Raw genomic sequence first — 24,650 nt, forward strand, 5'->3', positions numbered from 1 at the left:
ATGCTTCAAAAAATACTAATCCCGATAACAGGTAATGACATAGCTCCGAGATTTGATCTTGCGACTGAAATCCAAATAATAACTTTATCCAACAATATTGTTGAGGAAAGCAAGACAATTGTACTGCCGGCTGCATCTGCTGAAAAGCTTTGCCATCTGATAATTACAGAAAACACAAAAGTAGTTATTTGTGGAGGTATAGAAGATGAATATCATCAGTATTTGTCGTGGAAAAGAATACAGATTATTGATTCAGTAATTGGTAAATGGGAGTTGGCGATTGAATACCTGGTGAAAGGGAAGCTTTTGACTGGCGTTATTTTACCTGAAGCCACTATTTAATCATAGACTAATAACTTAAATCCTCCATAGCTGGCATAATAATCTGTATATTGGTCTATCACTTGATAAAAACATCGATAATGCTATAAAGATTTACCAAGTTATTTATAAAATTAGTCAAGGACTTAAACATGATTATTTCATATATTGAGAAGAGAGTTATTGCCGCCATTCAGGGGGATATCCCCATCTGCGAAAAACCTTATGAAAGACTGTCTAACGACATAGGTATAAGTGAAAAAGAATTTATTGAGGTTCTATCTAAACTCACTGAGAAAGGTCTTATCAGAAGATTTGGGGCTACACTCAGACACCAGAAATCAGGATTTTCCTCAAACGCAATGGTTGCCTGGAAAACCGAGGAAATACAAGTTGCGGACATTGGAAAAAAAATGGCGGCCTTTTCAGAGGTGAGTCATTGCTATAGAAGATCACCTGAGCACGATTGGAAATATAACCTATATACCATGGTGCACGAAGCAAACAAAAATAAATGCCTTGATAAAGTGGCTCAAATATCAAAAGCAACAGGAGTTACAGATTATGAAATATTATTCAGCGTCCGTGAACTCAAAAAAACCTCAATGACTTATTTTAGCAATGCACATCTTGAGGACGAGGATGACTAAAAAAGTTCAGATTTTTTTTGGAGAGTACGAGGTATATTAAATTAAAAAGAGCCGTTTATCCACAATAGATATAACGGCTCTAATTATTTTAAAAGGGAACTATGCTTCTGGGGATGTCGAAGTCACATCAGATGAAGCCACAGGTGGATCGACAAGCTCAATAAGTGCTATCTGAGCTGCGTCACCGGGTCTGAATCCCATTTTGACAACTCGTGTATAACCGCCCTGTCTTCCAGAAAATCTTTCAGTTGCTTCAGCAAAAAGCTTATGAACAACATCCTTTTCACGGATGACTGCAAGAGCCTGACGTCTGGCATGAAGATCACCTCTCTTTGCGAGGGTTATCATCTTGTCTGCCCATCTGCGAAGCTCTTTTGCTTTTACATCAGTGGTCTTAATACGATCATGCTTGAACAGCGAAGTCACCATATTACGAAACATTGCATCGCGATGACTTGATGTTCTGCCTAATTTTAATCCGGCTTTTCTATGTCGCATGGAATATTACTCTCCTTCCTCGAAATTATCCTCAGGGGGTTCAAAACCATCAATTTTCATCCCCAGGGAAAGGCCCATCTCTTCCAAAACTTCCTTGATCTCATTCAGAGATTTACGTCCAAAATTCTTAGTTTTGAGCATTTCGCTCTCGGTTCGCTGGACGAGTTGGAATATTTTTGTAATATCAGCATTCTTAAGACAATTTGCACTGCGCACTGAAAGCTCAAGCTCATCTACACTTCTGTAAAGATTTTCGTTATAATTTGTCTTAATCGGCTCTTCAGATTTCTCTTCGACAGTAGGCTCAATTTCTTCATCAAAACTGATGAATGAATTCATCTGCTCCTTAAGAATTTTCGCCGAGAAAGCCACGGCGTCAACAGGAACAATGCTGCCATCTGTCCAGACTTCGAGTGTAAGCTTGTCATAGTCAGTACGCTGACCGACACGTGCATTGCCAACAGTATATCGAACCCTTTTTATGGGTGAAAAAACAGAATCTATGGAAATGGTACCAACAGGTGCTCTTTCATCTATGTTCTCAGATGCGAGTGCATATCCCTTTCCAACTTTTACAGTCATCACCATATTAAGTGTACCACCATCATTTAGTGTAGCAATATGCTGAGATGGATTCAGCACTTCTACCCTTCCATCAGGAGATACAATATCGGCCGCGGTTATTAACTTCGGACCAGTCGCTTCTATTGTGATGGTTTTTGGTTCAGGATCGTTGACTTTCAATCTGACTTCTTTAAGATTGAGTATAATCTCCGAAACGTCCTCAAGAACATTTGGAACCGCACTAAATTCGTGCATAACCGATTCAATATATACAGAAACAATTGCAGCACCATGAAGCGATGACAGGATTGTCCGCCTGAGCGCATTGCCGATTGTCGTTCCGAAACCTCTTTCAAGAGGTTCGCAGACAAATTTCCCATAATCCGGCGCACCAGTTACCTGAATTCTTTCAGGACTGATCATATCACGCCAATTCATAAACATGAGTTCATTAGAGGATGATGACATTTTTAATCTCCAGAGCTATCTCAGAGGAAGATATTGTACACAGATATCCGATTAATTCTGATTCTCCAGAAATTTCTTACTTCGAATAAAGCTCGACAATCAGCTGTTCCTGAATTGGCATGGTTATATCATCTCTGACTGGTATTGATCTTACAATACCCTTGAAGCCTGATTTATCCAATTCGAGCCACTGGGGAATACCTCTGCGAACAACTGCATCCAGAGCATCATTTACAACCTGAACACTGCGGCTGCCTTCCTTGAGTTCGATAACATCATTTGGTTTGATTACATACGAAGGTATGTTAACCTTTCTGCCATTAACTAGAAAATGGCTGTGACGAACAAGCTGACGAGACTGTGCTCTCGAGCTTCCGAAACCAAGTCTGTAAACCACGTTATCAAGTCTGCGCTCAAGAGACATAAGAAGATTTGCGCCTGTTACGCCTTTGAGTCTATCAGCTTTAAAAAAAGTCAAACGAAACTGTTTTTCTGAAAGTCCATAATTTCTTTTAACCTTCTGCTTCTCGCGCAGCTGGATTCCATACTCAGACAGTTTTGTGCGTCTCTGTCCATGCTGACCAGGTGCATAACCTCTTCTGTCAAAAGCGCATTTATCTGAGTAGCAACGATCGCCTTTCAGAAAAAGCTTCATATTCTCACGTCTACAAATCCTGCAGACTGATTCACGATATCTTGCCAAATCTTCCTCCTTATGATCCTTTTATAAGATTTCTAAAAGTGATCTTATACACGACGACGCTTTGGTGGCCTGCATCCGTTGTGAGGAACAGGAGTTACGTCTCTTATAAAGGTAATATTGAATCCGGCTGACTGAAGAGCCCTGATTGCAGACTCTCTTCCTGCGCCTGGGCCCTTCACGTATACCTCTACATTCTTCATTCCGTGTTCCATAGCTTTCTTGGCAGCGTCCTCTGCAGCAACCTGTGCAGCAAAAGGAGTACTCTTACGTGATCCCTTGAAGCCATGTGCACCCGAACTTGACCAGGAGATTGCATTCCCGGCAGTATCAGTCACTGTAATAATGGTATTATTAAAAGTAGACTGAATATGGACAACGCCACTATAAATATTTTTTTTGACCTTCTTCTTTGTGGTCCGGACTTTCGCCATGAGTTATTCTGCTCCTATTCAGCTATTTTTTCTTTTTGACGGAAGCTTTTCTAGGCCCTTTTCTTGTCCTGGCGTTCGTCTTGGTTCTCTGACCACGAACAGGAAGTGCCTTACGATGACGAAGTCCTCTGTAGCAACCAAGATCCATGAGTCTTTTTATTCCCATGGAGACCTGGGCTCGCAACTCTCCTTCGACCGTATATTCGGTATCTATCGCTTTACGAATCAGACCGATTTCAGCTTCAGTCAACTCATCAGAATTTCTGGACGGATCAATATCAAGCCTGGCAAGAATATCCTTGGCAGTGCTCCGGCCGATCCCATAGATATAGGTTAAAGCAATATCCATGCGCTTACGTCTAGGTAAATCAACACCCGCAATACGTGCCAAACCTAAGCCCCCCTTTATCCTTGCTTCTGTTTGTGTCTTTTGTCTACACAGATAATTCTAACAACGCCCTTACGGCGAACAACCTTACACTTGCTGCAAATTTTCTTAACCGACGTCCTAACCTTCATTATAAACTCCTTAGCTATTCACTATAGATAATCATCGGCTATTTGGATCGATATGTAATTCTTCCGCGAGTCAGATCATAAGGTGAAAGTTCAACTGTAACTGTATCACCGGGTAGAATTTTTATGAAATGCATTCGCATCTTTCCAGATATATGGGCAAGTATTTCATGCTTATTCTGGAGCTGAACTCGAAACATTGCGTTCGGCAATGTCTCAACTACTGTGCCCTGAACCTTTATAGGTTCTTCTTTTGCCATAATCCACTCCGTTTCTAATCCTTACTGATTTGATTAAGCCATCAGCTTCGGACAGAATTAATATCTTCCTTTTACCCTTGTGCTGCCTTTTTTCAGGAATCCCTCATAATTTCTTGAAATCATGTGAGACTCAAGCTGCGCCATAGTGTCAATAGATACACCAACTACAATCAGGAGAGCTGTCCCCCCAAAGTAAAAAGGCGCGTGCAACTGGGTAGCCAAAATAGTCGGCAACACACAGACGGCTGATATATATAAAGCACCGCCAACAGTAATTCGGGTCAATACCTTATCTATGTATTCAGCTGTTTTAACACCTGGTCGTATCCCAGGAATGAACCCGCCATTTCTTTTCATATTTTCAGCAATCTCGTTAGGCTTGAATATGACAGCCGTATAGAAAAAGCAGAAAAAGCAGATAAAAGCAACATAAAATACATTATAAAATAAAGAACCTGGATGTAAGAAGCTTAGATAATCTTTTAGACCAGGTGCAAAATTGGCCAGAGTTGCTGGAAACATAAGGAGTGACGAAGCAAATATGGCAGGAATTACACCCGATGTATTTATTTTCAATGGTAGATGAGTATTTATGCCACCGTAGACTTTCCTACCAACAACCCTCTTTGCATACTGAACCGGTATTCTTCTTTGCGCCTGTTCCATAAAAACAATGGCAGCTATAACGCCGACAATGATTACAGCAATAAGAATAAGAGAAAAAACACCGATTTCACCGGCAGAAACCATCTTAAATGTATTACTTACAGCAGCGGGCATTCTGGCAACAATACCCGCGAATATAATCAATGAAATACCATTACCAATACCGCGCTCAGTAATCTGCTCACCGAGCCACATTATAAATGCGGTTCCTGAGGCAAGAGTGAGAGCTGCAAGAATCTTAAACCCAAGACCTGGAGCTACAACAATGGGAGCACCACCTGGGGCAACCATACTTTCAAGCCCCACAGCTATCCCAAATCCCTGGAAAAGACTCAGAATAACTGTAGCATAGCGAGTATACTGGGTAATTTTCTTACGACCTCTTTCACCTTCCTTGGAAAGCTGCTCAAGATGGGGTATGGCAACAGTCAATAGCTGAAAGATAATAGAAGCCGTAATATATGGCATAATTCCAAGCGCAAAAACAGAAAGTCTTTCAAAGGCTCCGCCAGAGAACATATCGAACATTGCAAACAATGTCCCGGACTGAGATTTGAAAAACGATGCAAGAGCGGCAGTATCAATTCCAGGTGTAGGAATATGAACACCAATTCTATATACGAATATAAGAACGAATGTTGTAATAATCTTACGTCTTAATTCTGGCAGCTTCGAAATATTCTCCATTATATGGCTTGCCATATGGATTAAACCTCTACGCTTCCGCCAGCCGCCTGGATCTTATCCACAGCCGCCTTACTGGCTTTATCGACTTTGACAGTCAATGGAACTGTTATTTCTCCAATTGCAAGAAGTTTAATACCATCGCGAGGGCCTTTTACAATTCCGGCCGCACACAGTGACATGGCATCAACTACCGAGCCTGGTTCAAAAATAGAAAGATCCCTTAAATTCACAAGTGCATAGACTTTCTTAAAAAGGTTATTGAAACCTCTCTTAGGAAGACGTCTGTGAATAGGCATCTGACCGCCTTCAAACCCAGGCCTAGTTCCACCACCGGATCTGGCTTTCTGACCTTTGTAACCACGACCAGCTGTTTTACCTAGGCCGGATCCTATGCCACGACCTACGCGCTTGCGTGGCGTATTTGAACCTTTAGCTGGAGTAAGATCATGCAGTCTCATATTATTTCTCCACTACTTTTACAAGGTGGCAGACTTTGTCTGCCATACCCCTGTTTGCAGGTGTATCAGATATGGTTACAGTCCTGTTGACCTTGGTCAGCCCAAGGCCTTCAAGTATTTTTCTATGCTTCTCAGGCCGTCCTATCATGCTCTTAACTAAAGTTATTTCTAGCTTCTCAGCCATTTTTTCACTCTCCATTAAAGCTCTTCAGGACTCAGGCCGCGTCTTCTTGCCACCTGATCCCGTGTCTGAAGCATACGAAGGCCATTTATTGTGGCTTTGATAACGTTATGCGGGTTGTTGCTGCCAATGCACTTTGTCAGAATATTTCTGACTCCGACAGCCTCAAGAACTGCACGTGCAGCTCCACCAGCAATAAGTCCCGTACCTTCAGAAGCAGGTTTGAGAAAAACTTTTCCGGCGCCAAAACGACCTGTTATCTCGTAAGGTATGGTACCATTAATGATGCCCACCTTAGACATATTTTTCTTGGCCTGTTCAACACCTTTACGTATTGCCTCAGGAACTTCTGTGGCTTTACCAAGGCCGTAACCGACACTGCCTTCGCCGTCGCCTACAACTACAATTGCACTAAAGCTGAATCTACGACCGCCTTTAACAACTTTGGCAACGCGGTTAATGTGTACAACTTTATCGATTAACTGCTTTTCTTCCTTAAACAAGGGAGCCTCCTAATCTGACTAGAAATCCAAACCGGCTTCACGGGCGCCATCGGAAACTGCCTTGATACGTCCATGATAGATATATCCGTTTCGATCAAAAACAACCTTGTTGATCCCCTTGGCCAGAGCTCTCTGGCCAACGATTTTGCCAACGAGTTGAGCCTCTGCCTTTTTATTACCAGAATCAGGAAGTGCCTTGATTTCCTTATCAATTGTAGAAGCGGAAACCAGAGTTGTTCCAGTTGTATCATCTATTATCTGCACGTAGATATTACTAAGACTTCTATACACGCACAGACGAGGTTTATCCGAAGAACCTTTTATCTTTTTCCGGATCCTTATCTTTCTTTTAAGGCGTGCATCATTTTTTGAAATATTTGAAGCCATTTCGCCAACCTCATAGCTAATTTAGAAAATCAGCGCTAATCCCAAGAACAAGTCCTAAAGATTATTTCTTGCCGGTTTTACCAGCCTTACGCTGAATTGTTTCTTCCAGAAATTTAACGCCTTTACCTTTATAGGGCTCTGGTGGACGCAGTTTTCTGATATTTGCTGCTATCTGACCCAAAGTTTCCTTGTCATAACCGGACAGTTTGATCTGATTCTTATCAACACTGGCGGTTATATCTGGAGGCAACTTGAAGTCCACAGGATGCGAATACCCAAGACTGAAGGATATGACATCATCCTTAACTTCAGCCTTGTAGCCGATTCCATTTACTTCAAGAATTCTCTCAAATCCGGTTGTCACGCCTGTTACCATATTTGCTATAAGAGCTCGTGTCATGCCTTGAAGAGCACGAGTCTGCCTGCTGGCATCAGCAGGAATAACATTAATGATATTATCTTCAATTTTCAGTTCAACTGATGAGTGAACTGTCCTCTCAAGCGTACCTTTAGGACCTTGTACTTTGAACACGCTGCCATCAAAGGTAATCTTCGCTTTATCAGGTACTATAACCGGTTTTTTACCGATACGAGACATGGTCACACCCCTCTTACCAGATTTTGCAAAGGACTTCACCACCGACATTCTGCGTTCTTGCCTGCTTGTCGGTCATGATGCCTTTTGAAGTGGAAAGAATCGCAATACCAAGCCCATTCAGAACAGGTTTTATATCCTGACTCTTAGAATACATTCTACGGCTAGGCTTGCTAACTCGCTCAAGACCATATACGGCATGGGTTTGTTTTTCATCATATTTGAGATATAACCGGAGAATTCCCTGCTTGTCATCCTCAATAATTTTGTAATTCTTTATATAACCCTGCTCCTGCATGACCTTGGCAATTTCTATCTTCAGCTTGGAGCCCGGAACATCAACGCTTTTCAATTTGGCTTTCCCGGCGTTACGGATGCGGGTCAGCATGTCCGCAATTGGATCAGTCATCGCCATAGTCTTCTCCGTATTTGAAACTGCAATTTATTTCAGACATAAAATTATAGCCATTATACTGGATTTACCAGCTTGATTTAGTAACGCCTGGCAGCTGGCCCAGCGATGCGAGATTTCTAAAACAGATACGGCAAGTTCCGAATCTGCGCATATAAGCCCTGGGCCGACCACAAATCTGGCACCTGCTATATCCCCGAACCGAGAACTTAGGCTTTCTTTTTGCCTTTTCGATCATTGCTGTTTTAGCCAAAACATCCTCCTTTATGATTCAAGCCGGCAATGTTGCGCCAGCACCGCTCATTAATTTCGGAACGGCATTCCAAGAAGTTTCAAAAGCTCTTTTGCCTCTGCGTCCGTCTTTGCAGTCGTCACAACGGTAATATTGAAGCCTTTGATTTTTTCTATCTTATCGTAATCAATTTCAGGGAAAATTATATGTTCCCTTATACCTAATGTATAGTTGCCTCTACCGTCGAATCCCTTACCTGATACGCCCTTAAAATCACGTACACGGGGCAGAGATATATTAATAAGTCTGTATAGAAAATTATACATCCTATCTCTGCGGAGCGTGACAGAGCACCCGATAGGCATTCCTTCACGAAGCTTGAACGCCGCAATTGACTTTTTGGCTCTCGTAACAACTGGTTTCTGGCCAGCTATCAGCATGAGCTCATCAGCTGCTGCATCAATTATTTTGTTATTGTTTACCGCTTCTCCAAGGCCCATATTCAGAACAACTTTAGTGATCTTGGGCACTTCGTTGATATTCTTATATTTATAAGTATCAACAAGTTTTGGAATTATTTCTTCATCATATACTTTTTTTAGTTCTGACATGATCATCCTCCGGCAAACGCTCGAAAGCGGTCATTCTATCCGTCGATAAGTTCATTGCATTTACCGCACATCCGAACTTTCTTACCGTCATCGAGTATGCGCATTTTAGCTTTCATGGCAGACATGCAATGATTGCACATGAGCATCACATTGGAAAGATGAATCGGTGCCTCTTTATCAATTATTCCGCCTTGTCTGTTCTGAGCGTTTGGCTTAACGTGTCTTTTTACTATGTTTACATTCTCGACAATAACCCGGTTGTCCTTGCGGATAACACTGAGAACCTTGCCGATTTTACCATTGTCTTTACCGGCAATTATCTTGACTTTATCGTCTTTTTTGATGCAAGTTTTATAAGCTTCCATTGTTCATTTCTCCGCCGAATGAAATCTACAGCACTTCGGGCGCCAGAGACACAATTTTTGTAAAACGCTTTGCGCGGAGTTCCCTTGCCACAGGCCCGAAGATACGCGTGCCGATGGGCTCACGGTTTGCGTTTATAAGAACCGCCGAGTTGTCATCAAAGCGTATCACAGAACCATCAGGTCTCGACACAGAATGCTTTGTACGCACAACGACAGCTTTTGCCACATCGCCTTTCTTTACTTTTGAATTCGGCAAAGCTTCTTTCACGGAAACTACAATTATGTCGCCAACAGTTGCGTATCGTCTCTTGGTTCCACCGAGAACCTTAATGCAATACACTTCCTTGGCACCTGAATTATCTGCCACCGTCAGTCGGGTTTCTGTCTGTATCATTTCCGTATTCCTTATCTAAAAATCAAGCAGCCTTCTCAACGATCTGACTTACCCGCCATCTTTTAGTTTTGCTTAAAGGTCTGGACTCTATGATTACTACCTTGTCGCCTACCTGGCAAGAATTCTGCTCGTCATGCGCTGCGAATCTTTTATAGCGCTTGACAAACTTCTTGTAGAGAGGATGCTTTACCGTTCTTTCCACAAGGACGACGACAGATTTTTCCATCTTGTCGCTCACGACAGTACCGAGCAACTGCCTTTTCATCCCTCTTTCTTTCATATTGCCACCATAATCTTTAATTTTTGAGTTCGACTTCACGCATAATTGTATTTATGCGGGCTATATCGCGCTTAGCAGCTCCAAGCAATCTGTCATTCTCAAGCTGTCCGATACTTTTCTGAAATCTCAGTGTGAAGTGTTTCTCTTTCAGCTCGTTAACCTTGGCAGCCATTTCCTCTAAAGTAAGCTCTCTTATCTCTTTAGATTTCATTATATTTCTCCCCTTTCGACAAATCTCGTTTTGAGAGGGAGTTTATGCGACGCCAATCTAAAAGCTTCCATGGCCACTTCTTTTGAAACCCCTTCCATCTCGTAAAGGATTCTGCCGGGTTTTATTACTGCAACCCATGAATCATGAGGCCCTTTACCTTTACCCATACGAACTTCAGCTGGTTTTTTTGTTATGGGCTTGTCAGGGAAAATTCTGATCCACATTTTACCGCCACGTTTAGCAAATCTTGTCATTGCAATACGAGCAGCTTCAATCTGGCGTGAATTTATATATCCGCATTCAACCGCCTGCAGAGCGAACTCGCCAAAAGCGACTGTTGCACCTCTGGTAGCCTGCCCAGTCATACGACCACGCATCTGCTTGCGGAATTTTACCTTTTTAGGACTCAGCATTACTTCTTCTCCTTAATCCTAATTACCGGCGGCTGCAAGAGCTGGAGAATCTTTCTTGAGAACTTCACCATTGAAAACAAAAACCTTAATACCAATAAGACCGTATGTGGTTTTTGCCTCAGCGAATCCGTAGTCTATATCCGCTCTTAGTGTATGCAGAGGTACTCTTCCTTCTCTGTACCATTCGGTACGCGCCATTTCAGCACCGGCAAGTCGTCCTGAGCATATTATCTTAACGCCCTGTGCACCGAAACGCATTGCAGACGAAACGCCTCTCTTCATTGCACGCCTGAAAGCTGTTCTTTTCATAAGCTGCAATGCTACGTTTTCTGCAATTAGCTGTGCATCAGCTTCTGGCTTTCTGATTTCCTGAATATCAATCAGAACGTCCTGAGTAGTTAGCTTGCTTATTTCATCTTTAAGCTGGGCAATTTCAGTTCCCTTTTTACCAATGACTATACCTGGCCTGGCTGTAAAGATACGCAGCTTGATGCGCTTTGAAGAGCGTTCAATTTCTACTTTTGAAACGCCCGCATGGGATAGACGCTCTTTAACAAATTTCCTTATCCGAATATCCTCAAGGATATAATTCGAATAATTCTTCTTATCGGCGTACCAGCGGGAATCCCACGTTCTGATTACCCCTATTCTCAATCCAACAGGATTTACCTTCTGGCCCAAGCTTCGGTCCTCCTTTAAGCCATATCATCAGCAACAGTGATGGTAATGTGACTTGTGCGTTTAAGTATCCTTGCGCCTCTGCCGCGAGCTCTGGCCCGGAATCTTTTCAGCATTGGCCCCTGATCTACCACGATATTCTTAACAATCAGCGAATCAATATCGAGATTGTTATTATTCTCCGCATTGGCGATGGCAGAACGCAAAATCTTCTCAAGTAGAGTTGCAGCCTTCTGGGGCATGAACTTCAATGTATCAAGTCCGGCACCAACTGGCTTACCCTTAACTGTTCCAAGAACTTTGCGGACTTTCTGAGGAGAAATGCGCACATATCGAGCTACAGCTTTAACCTCCATATCCACACCTTTATTTCTTCAGTTTCGATTTCTTATCGGCTGCATGGCCGTAGTAGGTGCGCGTCGGAGCAAACTCACCGAGCTTATGACCCACCATATTTTCTGTCACAAAGACAGGGATGAATTTCTTTCCGTTATGCACTGCCATTGTGGCACCAACCATTTCAGGCAGTATGGTCGAACGTCTCGACCAAGTCTTTATTACTTTATTGCTTCTATTGTCATTTGCCGCTAGAACCTTTTGCATCAGCTTTTGGTCAACAAAAGGACCTTTCTTTAACGACCGAGGCATGTCTACTCCTGCTTGTGACTTCGCCGCAAGCGGCTCTCTTGTTAGTTGTTATTTAGTCCGACGCTTTACTATAAAACGATCAGTAGCCTTGTTATTTCTGGTCTTACTGCCCTTGGTAGGTTTACCCCAAGGAGAACAAGGATGACGGCCACCGGAAGATCTACCTTCACCACCACCCATAGGATGGTCAACCGGGTTCATAGCAACACCGCGTACGCTCGGACGTACCCCAAGCCAACGAGTTCTACCTGCTTTACCTATACTAATATTTTCATGGTCTTTATTGCCAAGCTGACCAATGGTTGCACGGCATTTAAGATTGACCATTCTTACTTCACTTGATGGCAACTTTACAAGAGCATATTCAGTTTCTTTTGCCATAAGCTGGGCATAAGCTCCAGCACTACGAACAATCTGACCGCCCTTACCGCTCTTAAGTTCAATATTATGTATCAAAGTACCTAAAGGTATCTTTTCAAGAGGCAGCGTATTACCAAGTTTAATATCTACTGAAGGACCTGATTCAACAACATCACCAACCTTCAAGGCAAATGGAGCAAGTATATAACGCTTTTCACCATCTGCATAATTCAGAAGGGCAATACGCGCTGAACGATTTGGATCATACTCTATTGTGGCAACTTTTGCTGGAACTCCGTCTTTATCACGTTTAAAATCGATGATTCTATAGTGACGACGGTTTCCGCCTCCCTTGTGACGGCAGGTAATTCTACCATTTACATTTCTTCCGCCGGTTTTCTTCAATGTGCTGAGGAGACTTTTTTCCGGCTGATCAGTCGTAATATCATCAAAAGCCGAATATTCCTGAAAACGCCGGCCTGGCGATGTCGCCTTTACTCTCTTAATAGCCATAGTTTACTCCCAGTTTAAACACCCTCAAAAATATCTATTCGCTCACCCGGCATGAGCGTCACGACAGCTTTTTTCCAGTCTCTTCGCTTACCAAGTATTCGGCCTCTCTGTTTGCGCTTACCCTTTACCTGGATAGTGCGTACATCCTTGACCTTTACCTTGAAAATCTGCTCAACGCTCTTTTTGATCACAATCCGGTTGGCTCCACAATCAACTTCAAAACTTACCTGATTAAAATCTTCCTTCAGGATATTTGTTTTTTCAGTGTTGAGTGGTCTCTTTATAATGTCATAAGCATTCATTCGGAAAGCCTCCCTTCTATACCTGAAACCGAAGGCTCAAGAAGCAATAGGCTCTGGTATTTAAGAACATCATAAACGTTAAGGCCTTCAGTCCTCATAACCTTGACGCTGGCAACATTGCGTGATGAAAGCTCGAGATTCTCATTTTCACCTGAAGTTACTATAAGCACATTTTCAAGCTTCAGTGCATTCATTACATCCAGAAACTTCTTGGTCTTGGGAGTATCAAAATCCATGCTGTTCAGAACAATAAGTTCCTTGTCCTGAAATTTGCTGCTTAGAGCCATTTTCAGTGCAAGACGGCGAACCTTCTTTGGAACACTGTAAGCATAAGACTTTGGTTTAGGACCAAAAACAACACCACCGCCACGCATAACCGGCGACTTTATATCGCCACGTCTTGCCCTGCCAGTTCCCTTCTGGCGGTAAAGCTTGCGGGTGCTGCCTTTAACATCCGAACGCCTTTTTACTGAGGCCGTACCTGCACGTCTGCATGCAAGCTGCATCTTAACCACTTCGTGAAGAACCTCGGACTTGACTTCAATGTTGAAAATGCTGTCCGAAAGATCAATCTGAGAGACCTTATCCCCAGCCATATTCTGAACATCAACGACAGCCATACTAACCCTCGTAAAAATAATTAACGGGCCAAAAACCCGAAAATATTAGTTAACCTTTTTTATTTCAACTATACCCATATTATGGCCAGGAACTGCTCCCTTAACCAGGATAACGTTGTATTCAGGACGGATATCCATAACTACAAGATTTTTAACAGTAGTACGGTCAACTCCAAAACGACCAGGCATTTTCTTGCCCTTGATTACCTTACCAGGCCAGGTTGCACAACCAATTGAACCTGGTTCTCTAACATTACGGCAACCGTGGGTTTCTGGACCTCTTGTGAATCCATGCCTTTTGATTGTACCTGAAAAGCCCCTGCCCTTGCTCAAGCCACTAACAACCAATTTTTCACCAACGGCAAAAATATCGGCTGTCAGAGCCTGCCCAAGTTTGTAATCCGCAGGATTATCGATACGGAATTCCTTGAGAGCTGAATAAAAAGTTCCACCGCTTTTCTCAAAATGGCCCTGAAGAGGTTTGGTTGTTTTTTTTGCTTTCTTTTCACCAAAACCTATCTGAATAGCTTCATAACCATCTTTTTCATTTGTCTTTATCTGGGTTACTACGCAGGGGCCTACCTCAAGGACGGTTACAGGAACCAACCTTCCATCTGAGGTAAACAGACTGGTCATACCCAGTTTTTTGCCAATCATACCTTTACTCATGGCGCCTAAATCCTCACCTACAGTTTGATCTCAACATCAACACCGGGAGACAGGTCTAGCTTCATCAGAGCATCTACTGTCTGCTGATTTGGCTCAATTATATCAATCAGTCGCTTATGCGTTCTGATTTCAAACTGCTCCCTTGACTTTTTGTCTATATGCGGCGAGCGCAGTACACAAAACTTATTAATTCTAGTTGGCAAGGGTATTGGACCAACTATTTTAGCCCCCGCCTTTTTTGCCGTATCCACAATATCCAGAGCAGCCTGGTCCAGGAGCTTGTGGTCATAAGCCCGGAGTCTTATTCTAATTTTGGTGTTCATCATAGCCTAAAACCCAAATTGCTAACGTTATTATGATTAAAACCACATCCGTCAGGCAGCCTTATAGAGCTGCGGATTGATGAAAGCCGTACAATCCGGTCCGCTCATACCTGCAGAACCTCAATACTTTTCAGCACAAGAGGGCCCTGACGGATGGATCACCAACCGCCAATGCCCTTCACGGCTATTCAATTCCGACATGCGTTAAAAGACTGCCGGATAAATTAACTACCAGCGGTAATGAGCGAATGCCTTGTTAGCTTCGGCCATCTTATGGGTGTCCTCACGCTTTTTAACCGCTGATCCACGGTTATTATACGCATCAAGGAATTCTCCCGCCAGCTTGTTAGCCATACTCTTCTCACCACGCTTTTGTGAATACGTGATAATCCAACGAATAGCAAGCGCTGTTCTTCTGTTCGGACGAACTTCAGTTGGCACCTGATATGTTGAACCACCGACTCTGCGCGATTTAACTTCAACATGTGGGCGAACGTTTTCCATAGCCTTTTCAAAGACCTGAAGCGGAGACTCACCGGTTTTCTGGTTAAGTATTTCCAATGCGCCGTACACAATCGACTCTGCGACACTTTTTTTCCCGTCATTCATTATACAGCTGACAAACTTTGAAACAAGCCTGCTGTTGTATCTTGAATCAGGAACAACTTCTCTTTTTGGAACTTCTCTACGTCTTGGCATAATTCACACCATCTCTAAGCATAAGCAGTATTACTTGGGTTTTTTCGCGCCGTATTTAGACCTGCTTTTCCTGCGATCTGCAACACCCAAAGTATCCAAAGCACCACGTACAATTGTATAACGAACACCTGGTAAGTCCTTTACACGACCACCGCGCACGAGCACAACTGAGTGTTCCTGAAGATTGTGACCAATACCAGGAATATATGCAGTCACTTCCATTCCTGTGGTCAATCTGACTCTCGCTACTTTACGTAACGCTGAGTTTGGTTTTTTAGGCGTCGTAGTATAAACGCGAGTACATACTCCACGTTTTTGAGGGCCGCCTTTGAGAGCCGGAGTATTAATCTTAGTCTCGGCTCTCTTTCTACCCTTGCGAACCAACTGGTTAATGGTAGGCATCTTAAGCTCCTTCTAGTAACACCTTTGCGATACCACAATTCGGCAAATGTTTGACCATATATATATTTAGTGATGTTGTCAATAAAGTTATTAAAGCCTAATAATCATTAGCCTCATCAACAACTTCAACCTCTGTACCGTAATAACCAGGAAAGCCAGTGCCTGCAGGAATAAGACGACCCATGATAACATTTTCCTTAAGCCCTTTAAGGTAGTCGGTCTTACCCTTAATCGACGATTCTGTCAAAACCTTTGTTGTTTCCTGGAAAGAAGCAGCAGAAATAAAGCTGTCAGTAGAAAGCGAAGCCTTGGTAATACCCAGGATCAGAGGCTCGCCGTAGGCAGGAGTTCCGCCCTTGTTTATTATCTCCTGATTTATCTCTGCAAATCTTGCACGGTCAATTTGTTCATCAGTAATGAAATCAGTATCACCAGGATCATGGATTTTTACGCGTCTCATCATCTGACGGACAATTACTTCAATATGCTTGTCGTTAATCTTAACTCCCTGAAGTCGGTAAACTTCCTGAACTTCATTAACAAGGTAAGTGGCCAAGGCAACCTCACCCTTGATATTAAGAAGATCCTGAGGGTTTACAGATCCGCCGATGATCTGCTCACCTGCACGGACGTAATCACCATCATAAACATTAATATGTTTACCACGGGGAATCTGGTATTCCTTTTTCTCACCGACATCAACAGGACTAACAACCACTCTCTGCTTTCCTTTAGTACCCTTGGATATTGAAATATATCCGTCGATTTCTGAAAGGATAGCAGTTTCCTTAGGCTTTCTTACTTCAAAAAGTTCAGCAACTCGAGGAAGACCGCCGGTAATATCCTTGGTCTTCATTGTCGCCCTTGGAAGCTTTGCAATAACGTCACCGGCTTTTACAGTGTCATGTTCATCAACAAGAAGAATTGCTCCGACCGGAAGTGTATACCGACCAATGGTTGTTCCGTCAGTCTCGTCCTTAATTGAAATTCGTGGGCGAACATCAGCTGTAAGTTTCGATTCAACAATGGTTCTACTTGACTTTCCGGTTACAGAGTCGAGTTTTTCCATCATTGTCTTACCTGCAACAATGTCTCCGTATTTTGCAGAACCTGATACTTCGGCTATGATCGGTGTGGTGAAAGGGTCCCAGCTCGCAATAAAATCTCCTGCTTTTACCCTCTGGCCATCCGCGACCTTTAACTGAGCTCCGTAAATAACAGTAAAGCGTTCGAGCTCACGGCCGGTTTCACTCACTATTGTGAGCTCACCACCGCGCCTGTTCATAACGATCTGTTCTTTATGAGCATTTTCGATAATCTTTGCGTCGAGAAACTTGACAGTTCCATCAACACGGGACTTTACATCGGCCTGCTCGACCTTACCGCTGGCAGTACCACCTATATGGAAAGTACGCATCGTAAGCTGGGTACCAGGTTCGCCGATGGATTGAGCAGCAAGTATACCAACTGCCTGACCAATCTCGACAATCTTTCCATGCGCGAGATCTCGTCCATAGCACTTTGCACAGACACCGTTTTTGGCATTACATGTCAGTACTGATCTGATTTTTACAGTTGTTATTCCGGCATCTTCAATTGACTTGTAATTTTTTTCATCAATCTGTGTTCCGGCCGCGACAATAACCTCGTCAGTGAATGGATCCAGAATGTCTTCAAGCGGGAAGCGTCCTAAAATTCTTTCACCGAGACGCTGAATAATTTCACCGCCTTCGGTCAGTGCTTCAACTTCGATGCCCATGGTTGTTCCACAGTCAATTTCCATGACAGTACAATCCTGGGCAACGTCAGCAAGTCTACGAGTAAGATAACCGGAGTTTGCTGTTTTAAGAGCGGTATCCGCAAGACCTTTTCGGGCACCATGAGTAGATACGAAATACTGTAAAACCGTTAAGCCTTCACGGAAATTTGCGGTGATCGGAGTCTCGATGATCTCGCCCGAAGGCTTGGCCATAAGTCCGCGCATACCAGCTAGCTGGCGCATCTGGTCCTTACTACCTCTCGCGCCTGAGTCAGCCATCATGAATATGGCGTTGAGCCTTGCATTGGCAGGATCAGTAACCTCCCCTGAAATGACAGGAGGCTTTTTCATCGACTCCATCATGGCGTTGGCAATATCATCTGTCGATTTTGCCCAAATATCCACAACCTTATTGTATTTTTCACCTTGGGTAATCAAACCTTCTGTGTACTGTCTGCTTATTTCAGCTACTTTGCCTTCTGACTGACGGATTATTTCCCATTTATTTGCAGGGATGATCATGTCCTTGATGGCAATTGAAAGGCCACCAAGGGTTGATTCTGTATACCCGAGGTCTTTAAGCCTGTCTGCAAGTATAACAGTATTTTTTGCGCCTATGTTTCTGTAGGCATAGTCGACAAGATCTCTGAGCGCGCCTTTGTCCATGACCTTATTGATCATCTTGAAAGGGATATTGCTTTCGCGCCCTGTTATTTCAAAAATATAGGCAAAATCACGGCCATTTACCACAGGGGAATAATGTCCATTTTGAACTGATGGTATCTTCCTTAATGCGTCCTGGGTAAGATTGAAAAAGCTTTCAAGCTCATCTATACAGAGAGATCCATTTCTATCACTGGTGAGTCCTCTTCCTGATCCTGCATATTTAGATGCAATATCCTGGATGGCGGCGCCTGCTTGCAGTTCCTCATAAGCAGCGGCCATTTCTTCTCTGTTTCCTGATATGATATGTCCGATTGAATATATTTCTTCAATTGGCATTACTTCCCAGAAGAGAATTCTTCCAACTGTTGTCTCGACTCGTTTGCCTGCCATGCGAACTGTAATTTTTGCATGTCTGCTAACAGCGCCTGCGTCAAAAGCCGAGCGGACCTCGTCAGTACTTGAAAATACCTTTCCTTCGCCTTGTGCGCCTTTAATACTCTGGGTCAGATAGTACAATCCAAGTACTATATCCTGGGTTGGCACGATAACTGGGCTGCCGTTCGCAGGAGACAGAGTATTGTTACTTGCAAGCATCAAAACCCTTGCTTCTATCTGCGCCTCAACTGAAAGCGGAAGGTGAACTGCCATCTGGTCACCGTCAAAGTCGGCGTTAAAAGCCGTACAGACCAGAGGGTGAAGCTGAATAGCCTTTCCTTCTATAAGAACTGGCTCAAAAGACTGTATACCAAGTCTGTGAAGAGTTGGTGCTCGATTCAGAAGCACGGGATATTCACGTACAACTTCATCAAGGGTATCCCAAACTTCCGGAGTCTCCTTCTCAACCATCTTTTTTGCGCTCTTGACAGTTGAAACCAGACCTTTCTGCTCAAGATGATGATAGACAAATGGTTTGAATAGCTCCAAAGCCATTTTCTTGGGCAAGCCACACTGATGAAGTCTCAGTTTAGGACCAACAACAATAACGGTACGACCTGAATAGTCGACGCGCTTTCCAAGAAGGTTCTGACGGAAACGACCCTGCTTGCCTTTAAGAGTATCACTCAATGATTTGAGCGGACGTTTATTGGTTCCGGTTACAACCCTGCCATGTCGACCATTATCGAAAAGAACGTCGACAGCTTCCTGAAGCATTCTTTTTTCATTTCTGACGATGATATCCGGTGCACGCAGTTCCATAAGTCTTTTCAGACGGTTATTTCTGTTTATAACCCTGCGGTAAAGATCATTAAGATCCGATGTTGCAAAGCGACCGCCTTCAAGCGGTACAAGAGGTCTTAGATCCGGAGGAAGTACAGGGATACATTCCATTATCATCCAGGCAGGACTGATTCCTGAAGTACGGAACGCATCCAATATTCTGAGACGCTTAGCCAGTTTCTGTTTTTTAGCCACAGAAGTTGTATTATGAAGTTCTTCTCTAAGCTCTATATAAAGAGTCTCGAGATCAAGCTCTTCAAGAAGTTTTTTTACAGCTTCGGCACCAATTCCTGCATCAAATTTTGTACCATAAAGGTCAAGAGCTTCACGATACTTGTCTTCTGTAAGAAGCTGGTATTTTGTGAGCCCTGTTTCCTTTGGGTCAAGAACTATATAACAGTCAAAATAAAGAACCTTTTCCATGCTCTTCAATGTTAGGTCGAGCAGGTTTCCAATTTTACTCGGAAGACTCTTCAAAAACCATATATGAGCAACAGGGGTAGCCAGCTCAATATGAGCCATGCGATCCCTTCTGACTTTGGACTGAATAACCTCGACACCGCATTTTTCACATACTACACCGCGGTGTTTCATTCTTTTATATTTACCGCAATTACATTCATAGTCTTTGGTCGGGCCAAAGATCTTGGCACAGAACAGACCGTCGCGTTCCGGCTTGAAAGTTCGATAATTAATGGTTTCCGGTTTTGTTATCTCACCGAACGACCATTCCCTTATCTTCTCAGGAGAAGCCAGAGATAACTTGACACCAGTATAGGTTCTTGGGTCAACGGGCTTGGCGAAGAAGTCATAAATAGTATCCAAGACAATCTCCTTATACTTTGCCTTCAATCAAATTTATATCAAGTCCAAGGGCCTGCAATTCCTTGATCAAAACACGGAATGATTCCGGGAGACCTGGCTCCAGAACGTTCTGACCCTTGACTATTTTTTCATACATACGAGTACGACCAGCCATATCATCCGATTTTACAGTGATGAACTCCTGCAATGCATGAGCCGAGCCATATGCTTCCATGGCCCAGACTTCCATTTCACCGAGTCTCTGACCGCCGAACTGGGCCTTACCGCCAAGAGGCTGTTGTGTAACAAGCGAATATGGACCAATTGATCTTGCATGGAGTTTATCATCGACAAGATGATGAAGCTTAAGAATATACATGGTACCAACTGTGATTGGGCCGTCAAAACGATCACCTGTTCTTCCGTCATAAAGCACGGCCTGGCCGGTTGTACTGACACCAGCCTCTGTGAGGAGGTCCTTGATCTTCTCCTCGCTTGCACCGTCAAATACAGGAGTGGCTGTACACACACCGTTTTTGTAAAGCTTGGAAAACTGAACGAGCTCACTTTCTGTCAAGGCATCTATCTCAGCATCAACATTCTGCTCAGGGAATATACGCTTGTATTTTTCCCTCAGCTCCTGATATTTCTTCTCCTCGACCATGGCATTAATCTGGTCACCCAGACATTTTGCGGCGCGACCGAGGTGAATTTCGAGTATCTGGCCGACGTTCATACGAGAAGGAACGCCAAGCGGATTCAGAACCATGTCCACCGTGGTTCCATCTTCAAAATATGGAAGATCTTCCACTGGCAATATGCGAGAAACAACACCCTTGTTCCCGTGGCGTCCGGCCATCTTGTCACCGACTGAAAGTACACGTTTCATGGCGACGTATACCTTGATCATCTTGATAACGCCAGGAGGAAGATCATCACCTTTTTCGTATCTGCTAACCTGCTCCTCAAATTCTCGACGGCATTTATCAGTATGTTTCCTGCAGCTTGCAAGAATTGAATGTATTCTCTCGGTAAGCTCCGAATCCTCAAGCACTATGCTTTCAAGTGCGGAGATTGACGCATCGGCAAGATCTTCATGCTGAATAACAGATCCGGAATTCAGAATTACGTTCTTGCCTCTTCTGACCGGAGCTGTACAGACCTTGCCCGAAGCCATGTCTATAATCTGCTTCTTTGCCATATTCTCGATCAGACGGATCTTATCCTCTCTGTCCTTTTCAAGAGCGGCAATTTCAGAATCCTCAATGTATCTGGTGCGATCATCCTTGTCGACTCCTCTTCTGGAGAAGACTTTAACATCTATGACAACACCTTCAATTCCAGGTGGAACTCTCAGTGAAGTGTCTTTTACATCACCAGCTTTTTCACCAAAGATAGCGCGAAGAAGTTTCTCTTCTGGAGACAGCTGGGTTTCACCCTTGGGAGTAATCTTGCCAACAAGTATATCACCAGGCTTCACATCAGCTCCCAAGCGTATTATTCCGCTTTCGTCGAGATCTTTGAGAGCTTCTTCACCAACATTTGGTATGTCTCTTGTGATCTCTTCCTTTCCGAGCTTCGTATCTCTGGCTACGGTCTCAAATTCTTCTATATGGACGGATGTAAAAACTCCGTCTCTTACGAGTCTCTCACTGACAAGAATTGAATCTTCAAAGTTATAGCCGCCCCATGGCATGAAAGCCACTGTGACATTCTTCCCGAGGGCAAGTTCGCCTTTGTCAGTGGATGGGCCGTCAGCGATTATCTCACCGGCTGAAACCCTTTGGCCTTTTTTAACAATCGGCCTGTGGTTGAAGCAGGTGTTCTGATTCGATCGGGTGAATTTATTAAGATTGTGTATTGTTACGGCATTGTCCGAGTTAGTACCTTCAGACTCATGGAGAAGCACTATTCTCGAAGCATCGATCTCGGCAATCACAGCATCTCTGTCTGCAACAACTGTTACTCCCGAATCCTTGGCAACTACATGCTCAATACCTGTTCCCACAAGCGGAGCCGCGCACTGCATAAGAGGAACAGCCTGACGTTGCATATTTGAACCCATGAGAGCTCGGTTGGCGTCGTCGTTTTCAAGGAACGGAATCAGGGAAGCAGAGACGCTGACCAGCTGATTTGGTGAAATATCCATCAGCTCGACATCTTCCTGCAAAACCATCTGGTACTCACCCTCTACACGGGCAGTAATCAGTGGGACAGCAAATTTGCCATTTTCATCAACTGGAACGTTCGCCTGGGCAATCGGAGACTTCTTCTCCTCAAAAGCGCTGAGCATCCTGACTTCTTTTGATACCTGACCTTCTTTGACGACTCTGTATGGAGTCTCGATAAAACCGAAATCATTTACCTTGGCATAGGTACACAAAGAAACAATAAGGCCGATGTTTGGACCTTCGGGTGTTTCAATCGGACAGATTCTTCCGTAATGCGAAGGATGTACGTCACGGACTTCAAAGCCTGCTCTTTCTCGCGTAAGACCCCCCGGTCCAAGTGCACTCAATCTTCTTTTATGAGTTGTCTCTGAAAGAGGATTGGTCTGATCCATAAACTGGGAGAGCTGACTTGTTCCGAAAAATTCTTTTACCACTGCTGAAACAGGCTTAGGATTAACAAGATCATGGGGCATGAGAGCATCGACTTCCTGCATGCTCATACGCTCCTTGATGGCTCTTTCCATTCTAACGAGACCGATTCTGTACTGGTTCTCGAGAAGCTCGCCGACAGCCCTGACGCGCCTGTTTCCTAAATGGTCGATATCATCAACAGCGCCCTGGGTATCCCTGAGATCAATAAGGGTTTTAGCAGTGAGAAGGATATCCTCTTTTCTGAGCGTATGAATATCAATCTTGGTATCAATTCCGAGACGATGATTCATTTTAAGTCGTCCAACGCCTGAAAGGTCATAATAGGACGATTTAAAGAAATGATCGTCCAATGAGTTCTGGGCGACTTCAGGTGTTGCAGGGTTACCCGGTCTTAATCTTCTGTATATGTCAACAAGCGCATCTTCGCGCCTTGGAAGCTTATCCGCAGCAAGGGTCTTTCTTATACAGTCCGCACTGAAAGCTGCGTCAACATAAATGATGTCAAATTCGCTGATACCTGCTTCAGCAAGATTCTCAACTATTTTCTCATCGATTACGTCTCCGGCTTCGGCAAAGACCTCTCCTGTTTCAGGAAATAAAACTTTTCCCGCGAATGATTTGCTCAGGAGGTCATCAATATGTATTGGAACGTGCTTCATCCCGGAAGCTTTAAGCTGACGAATTGCACGCTTGGTAAATGCACGGCCTTTCTTAACTATTATTTCGCCAGTGGCAGGATCTTTTACATCAAAACTTGATCTTTGGCCCTTAAGATTGGTCTCGTCAAAAGTTTTGAAATAGCTGCCTTCTTTTACAACGATCCGCTCTTTTATATAGAAATAATTCAATATATCTTCAACAGAATAGCCAAAAGCCTTGAATAGAGTAGTTACCGGGAACTTTCTTCGGCGGTCTATCCTGATATATACAACATCTTTATGGTCAATCTCCATGTCGATCCACGAACCACGGACAGGAATTATCCTGGCGGTATACACAACTTTACCGCTTGAATGGGTTTTGGCTTTATCGCGATCGAAAAAAACGCCTGAAGATCTGTGGAGCTGACTTACAATAACACGTTCAGTACCGTTAATAATGAATGTTCCTCTTCTTGTCATAAGAGGAATAGTGCCGAAATAAATTTCCTGTTCTTTAATATCTCTAATGCTTGATATGCCGCGGTCCTTGTCTACATCAAATACAACAAGTCGAACACGAATTCTGATGGGAATTTCATAGGTCATCCCTCTGTGTATGCATTCTTTTTCAGAGTGCTTTGTTTCAGCAAATGAATAGGAAACAAACTCAAGGGAAGCACTACCTGTAAAATCCTTGATGGGAAATACAGATTTAAACACTGCCTGAAGACCTGTTTCAGTTCTATTATCAGGCTGAACATTCATCTGGAGAAAACGTTCATAAGATTCTCGCTGCATACCAATCAGATCTGGTATATCAACGATTTTATGCATGCTTCCGAAGTTTTTTCTCAGTCTGCGGTTCGCCAACGGGCTTGCGGTCATGTCGTCTCCAAAAAAATAATTTACGCAATTACAAAAAATGGCTTACGCCATTTT

35 protein-coding genes are annotated in these 24,650 nt (G+C 43.5%); 2 read left to right on the top strand and 33 right to left on the bottom strand.

The window, feature by feature from the left end:
- Together K245_RS0100455 and ahbB are read left to right on the top strand one after the other, a co-directional pair.
- A complete protein-coding gene (locus tag K245_RS0100455) occupies positions 1-342 on the top strand; it encodes a NifB/NifX family molybdenum-iron cluster-binding protein (protein WP_027357728.1) in 342 nt (113 codons plus the stop codon).
- A 131-nt stretch (positions 343-473) separates the two neighbouring features.
- Complete coding sequence (gene ahbB, locus K245_RS0100460; protein ID WP_332248648.1) at positions 474-971, top strand: siroheme decarboxylase subunit beta; 498 nt, start codon at positions 474-476, stop codon at positions 969-971.
- 99 nt (positions 972-1,070) lie between these two features.
- Here the strand turns inward: ahbB and rplQ are convergent, their stop codons facing one another.
- The 33 genes from rplQ to rpoB form a co-directional block, all read right to left on the bottom strand.
- Positions 1,071-1,469 carry a 50S ribosomal protein L17 gene (gene rplQ, locus K245_RS0100465; protein ID WP_027357730.1) on the bottom strand — a complete coding sequence of 133 codons (399 nt, stop codon included), beginning with the start codon at positions 1,467-1,469 and terminating at the stop codon, positions 1,071-1,073.
- A gap of 6 nt (positions 1,470-1,475) precedes the next feature.
- Positions 1,476-2,501, bottom strand: coding sequence for a DNA-directed RNA polymerase subunit alpha (locus K245_RS0100470; RefSeq protein ID WP_198013784.1), 1,026 nt, complete (start codon positions 2,499-2,501; stop codon positions 1,476-1,478).
- 76 nt (positions 2,502-2,577) lie between these two features.
- A complete protein-coding gene (rpsD, locus tag K245_RS0100475) occupies positions 2,578-3,204 on the bottom strand; it encodes a 30S ribosomal protein S4 (RefSeq protein ID WP_027357732.1) in 627 nt (208 codons plus the stop codon).
- Positions 3,205-3,248: 44 nt separating this feature from the next.
- Positions 3,249-3,635 (bottom strand): 30S ribosomal protein S11, encoded by a 387-nt coding sequence (gene rpsK, locus K245_RS0100480; protein WP_027357733.1) that lies wholly within the window; start codon positions 3,633-3,635, stop codon positions 3,249-3,251.
- Between the two features lie 22 nt (positions 3,636-3,657).
- Positions 3,658-4,026, bottom strand: a complete 369-nt coding sequence (gene rpsM / locus K245_RS0100485; protein ID WP_027357734.1) for a 30S ribosomal protein S13 — start codon at positions 4,024-4,026, stop codon at positions 3,658-3,660.
- Positions 4,027-4,040: 14 nt separating this feature from the next.
- A complete protein-coding gene (gene rpmJ, locus K245_RS0100490; protein WP_027357735.1) occupies positions 4,041-4,154 on the bottom strand; it encodes a 50S ribosomal protein L36 in 114 nt (37 codons plus the stop codon).
- Between the two features lie 38 nt (positions 4,155-4,192).
- A complete protein-coding gene (gene infA / locus K245_RS0100495; protein ID WP_027357736.1) occupies positions 4,193-4,411 on the bottom strand; it encodes a translation initiation factor IF-1 in 219 nt (72 codons plus the stop codon).
- A gap of 57 nt (positions 4,412-4,468) precedes the next feature.
- Complete coding sequence (secY, locus tag K245_RS0100500; protein WP_027357737.1) at positions 4,469-5,779, bottom strand: preprotein translocase subunit SecY; 1,311 nt, start codon at positions 5,777-5,779, stop codon at positions 4,469-4,471.
- Positions 5,780-5,784: 5 nt separating this feature from the next.
- Positions 5,785-6,222 (bottom strand): 50S ribosomal protein L15, encoded by a 438-nt coding sequence (gene rplO / locus K245_RS0100505; RefSeq protein WP_027357738.1) that lies wholly within the window; start codon positions 6,220-6,222, stop codon positions 5,785-5,787.
- 1 nt (position 6,223) lies between these two features.
- Positions 6,224-6,406 (bottom strand): 50S ribosomal protein L30, encoded by a 183-nt coding sequence (gene rpmD / locus K245_RS0100510; RefSeq protein WP_027357739.1) that lies wholly within the window; start codon positions 6,404-6,406, stop codon positions 6,224-6,226.
- 14 nt (positions 6,407-6,420) lie between these two features.
- Positions 6,421-6,906: a 30S ribosomal protein S5 gene (rpsE, locus tag K245_RS0100515; RefSeq protein ID WP_027357740.1), complete on the bottom strand. Its 486-nt coding sequence runs from the start codon at positions 6,904-6,906 to the stop codon at positions 6,421-6,423.
- A gap of 18 nt (positions 6,907-6,924) precedes the next feature.
- A complete protein-coding gene (gene rplR / locus K245_RS0100520) occupies positions 6,925-7,293 on the bottom strand; it encodes a 50S ribosomal protein L18 (protein WP_035276253.1) in 369 nt (122 codons plus the stop codon).
- Positions 7,294-7,354: 61 nt separating this feature from the next.
- Entirely contained in the window at positions 7,355-7,891 is a 537-nt protein-coding gene (gene rplF, locus K245_RS0100525; protein WP_027357742.1) for a 50S ribosomal protein L6, read from the bottom strand.
- Positions 7,892-7,904: 13 nt separating this feature from the next.
- Positions 7,905-8,303, bottom strand: a complete 399-nt coding sequence (gene rpsH, locus K245_RS0100530; RefSeq protein ID WP_027357743.1) for a 30S ribosomal protein S8 — start codon at positions 8,301-8,303, stop codon at positions 7,905-7,907.
- Positions 8,304-8,367: 64 nt separating this feature from the next.
- Complete coding sequence (locus tag K245_RS27105) at positions 8,368-8,553, bottom strand: type Z 30S ribosomal protein S14 (RefSeq protein WP_084156071.1); 186 nt, start codon at positions 8,551-8,553, stop codon at positions 8,368-8,370.
- 50 nt (positions 8,554-8,603) lie between these two features.
- The gene (gene rplE, locus K245_RS0100535; protein ID WP_027357744.1) at positions 8,604-9,143 is read right to left on the bottom strand and encodes a 50S ribosomal protein L5; all 540 of its coding nucleotides are present in this window, start codon (positions 9,141-9,143) and stop codon (positions 8,604-8,606) included.
- A gap of 35 nt (positions 9,144-9,178) precedes the next feature.
- Positions 9,179-9,508, bottom strand: coding sequence for a 50S ribosomal protein L24 (gene rplX, locus K245_RS0100540; protein ID WP_027357745.1), 330 nt, complete (start codon positions 9,506-9,508; stop codon positions 9,179-9,181).
- A 25-nt stretch (positions 9,509-9,533) separates the two neighbouring features.
- Entirely contained in the window at positions 9,534-9,902 is a 369-nt protein-coding gene (rplN, locus tag K245_RS0100545) for a 50S ribosomal protein L14 (protein WP_027357746.1), read from the bottom strand.
- Positions 9,903-9,924: 22 nt separating this feature from the next.
- Positions 9,925-10,182: a 30S ribosomal protein S17 gene (gene rpsQ / locus K245_RS0100550; protein ID WP_027357747.1), complete on the bottom strand. Its 258-nt coding sequence runs from the start codon at positions 10,180-10,182 to the stop codon at positions 9,925-9,927.
- Positions 10,183-10,198: 16 nt separating this feature from the next.
- The gene (gene rpmC, locus K245_RS0100555) at positions 10,199-10,393 is read right to left on the bottom strand and encodes a 50S ribosomal protein L29 (protein WP_027357748.1); all 195 of its coding nucleotides are present in this window, start codon (positions 10,391-10,393) and stop codon (positions 10,199-10,201) included.
- On the bottom strand, positions 10,393-10,806 hold the full coding sequence (gene rplP / locus K245_RS0100560; protein WP_027357749.1) for a 50S ribosomal protein L16: 414 nt from the start codon (positions 10,804-10,806) through the stop codon (positions 10,393-10,395). The genes rpmC and rplP overlap by 1 nt, the downstream gene beginning before the upstream one ends.
- An 18-nt stretch (positions 10,807-10,824) precedes the next feature.
- The gene (rpsC, locus tag K245_RS0100565) at positions 10,825-11,487 is read right to left on the bottom strand and encodes a 30S ribosomal protein S3 (protein WP_027357750.1); all 663 of its coding nucleotides are present in this window, start codon (positions 11,485-11,487) and stop codon (positions 10,825-10,827) included.
- Positions 11,488-11,501: 14 nt separating this feature from the next.
- Positions 11,502-11,840: a 50S ribosomal protein L22 gene (gene rplV / locus K245_RS0100570; protein ID WP_027357751.1), complete on the bottom strand. Its 339-nt coding sequence runs from the start codon at positions 11,838-11,840 to the stop codon at positions 11,502-11,504.
- 10 nt (positions 11,841-11,850) lie between these two features.
- On the bottom strand, positions 11,851-12,132 hold the full coding sequence (gene rpsS / locus K245_RS0100575) for a 30S ribosomal protein S19 (RefSeq protein ID WP_027357752.1): 282 nt from the start codon (positions 12,130-12,132) through the stop codon (positions 11,851-11,853).
- Between the two features lie 48 nt (positions 12,133-12,180).
- On the bottom strand, positions 12,181-13,005 hold the full coding sequence (rplB, locus tag K245_RS0100580) for a 50S ribosomal protein L2 (protein ID WP_027357753.1): 825 nt from the start codon (positions 13,003-13,005) through the stop codon (positions 12,181-12,183).
- A 14-nt stretch (positions 13,006-13,019) separates the two neighbouring features.
- Positions 13,020-13,307: a 50S ribosomal protein L23 gene (rplW, locus tag K245_RS0100585; RefSeq protein WP_027357754.1), complete on the bottom strand. Its 288-nt coding sequence runs from the start codon at positions 13,305-13,307 to the stop codon at positions 13,020-13,022.
- Entirely contained in the window at positions 13,304-13,927 is a 624-nt protein-coding gene (gene rplD / locus K245_RS0100590) for a 50S ribosomal protein L4 (protein ID WP_027357755.1), read from the bottom strand. The genes rplW and rplD overlap by 4 nt, the downstream gene beginning before the upstream one ends.
- Positions 13,928-13,972: 45 nt before the next feature.
- Positions 13,973-14,596: a 50S ribosomal protein L3 gene (rplC, locus tag K245_RS0100595; RefSeq protein ID WP_027357756.1), complete on the bottom strand. Its 624-nt coding sequence runs from the start codon at positions 14,594-14,596 to the stop codon at positions 13,973-13,975.
- 17 nt (positions 14,597-14,613) lie between these two features.
- On the bottom strand, positions 14,614-14,922 hold the full coding sequence (rpsJ, locus tag K245_RS0100600; protein ID WP_027357757.1) for a 30S ribosomal protein S10: 309 nt from the start codon (positions 14,920-14,922) through the stop codon (positions 14,614-14,616).
- A 225-nt stretch (positions 14,923-15,147) separates the two neighbouring features.
- Positions 15,148-15,618: a 30S ribosomal protein S7 gene (gene rpsG, locus K245_RS0100605; protein ID WP_027357758.1), complete on the bottom strand. Its 471-nt coding sequence runs from the start codon at positions 15,616-15,618 to the stop codon at positions 15,148-15,150.
- A gap of 30 nt (positions 15,619-15,648) precedes the next feature.
- Complete coding sequence (gene rpsL, locus K245_RS0100610; protein WP_027357759.1) at positions 15,649-16,020, bottom strand: 30S ribosomal protein S12; 372 nt, start codon at positions 16,018-16,020, stop codon at positions 15,649-15,651.
- A gap of 97 nt (positions 16,021-16,117) precedes the next feature.
- Positions 16,118-20,488 (bottom strand): DNA-directed RNA polymerase subunit beta', encoded by a 4,371-nt coding sequence (gene rpoC / locus K245_RS22415; protein WP_035276257.1) that lies wholly within the window; start codon positions 20,486-20,488, stop codon positions 16,118-16,120.
- A gap of 10 nt (positions 20,489-20,498) precedes the next feature.
- Positions 20,499-24,596, bottom strand: a complete 4,098-nt coding sequence (gene rpoB / locus K245_RS0100620; protein ID WP_027357760.1) for a DNA-directed RNA polymerase subunit beta — start codon at positions 24,594-24,596, stop codon at positions 20,499-20,501.
- Positions 24,597-24,650 lie beyond the last annotated feature (54 nt).

The sequence above is a fragment of the Desulforegula conservatrix Mb1Pa genome, from assembly GCF_000426225.1.
GTDB lineage: Bacteria > Desulfobacterota > Desulfobacteria > Desulfobacterales > Desulforegulaceae > Desulforegula > Desulforegula conservatrix.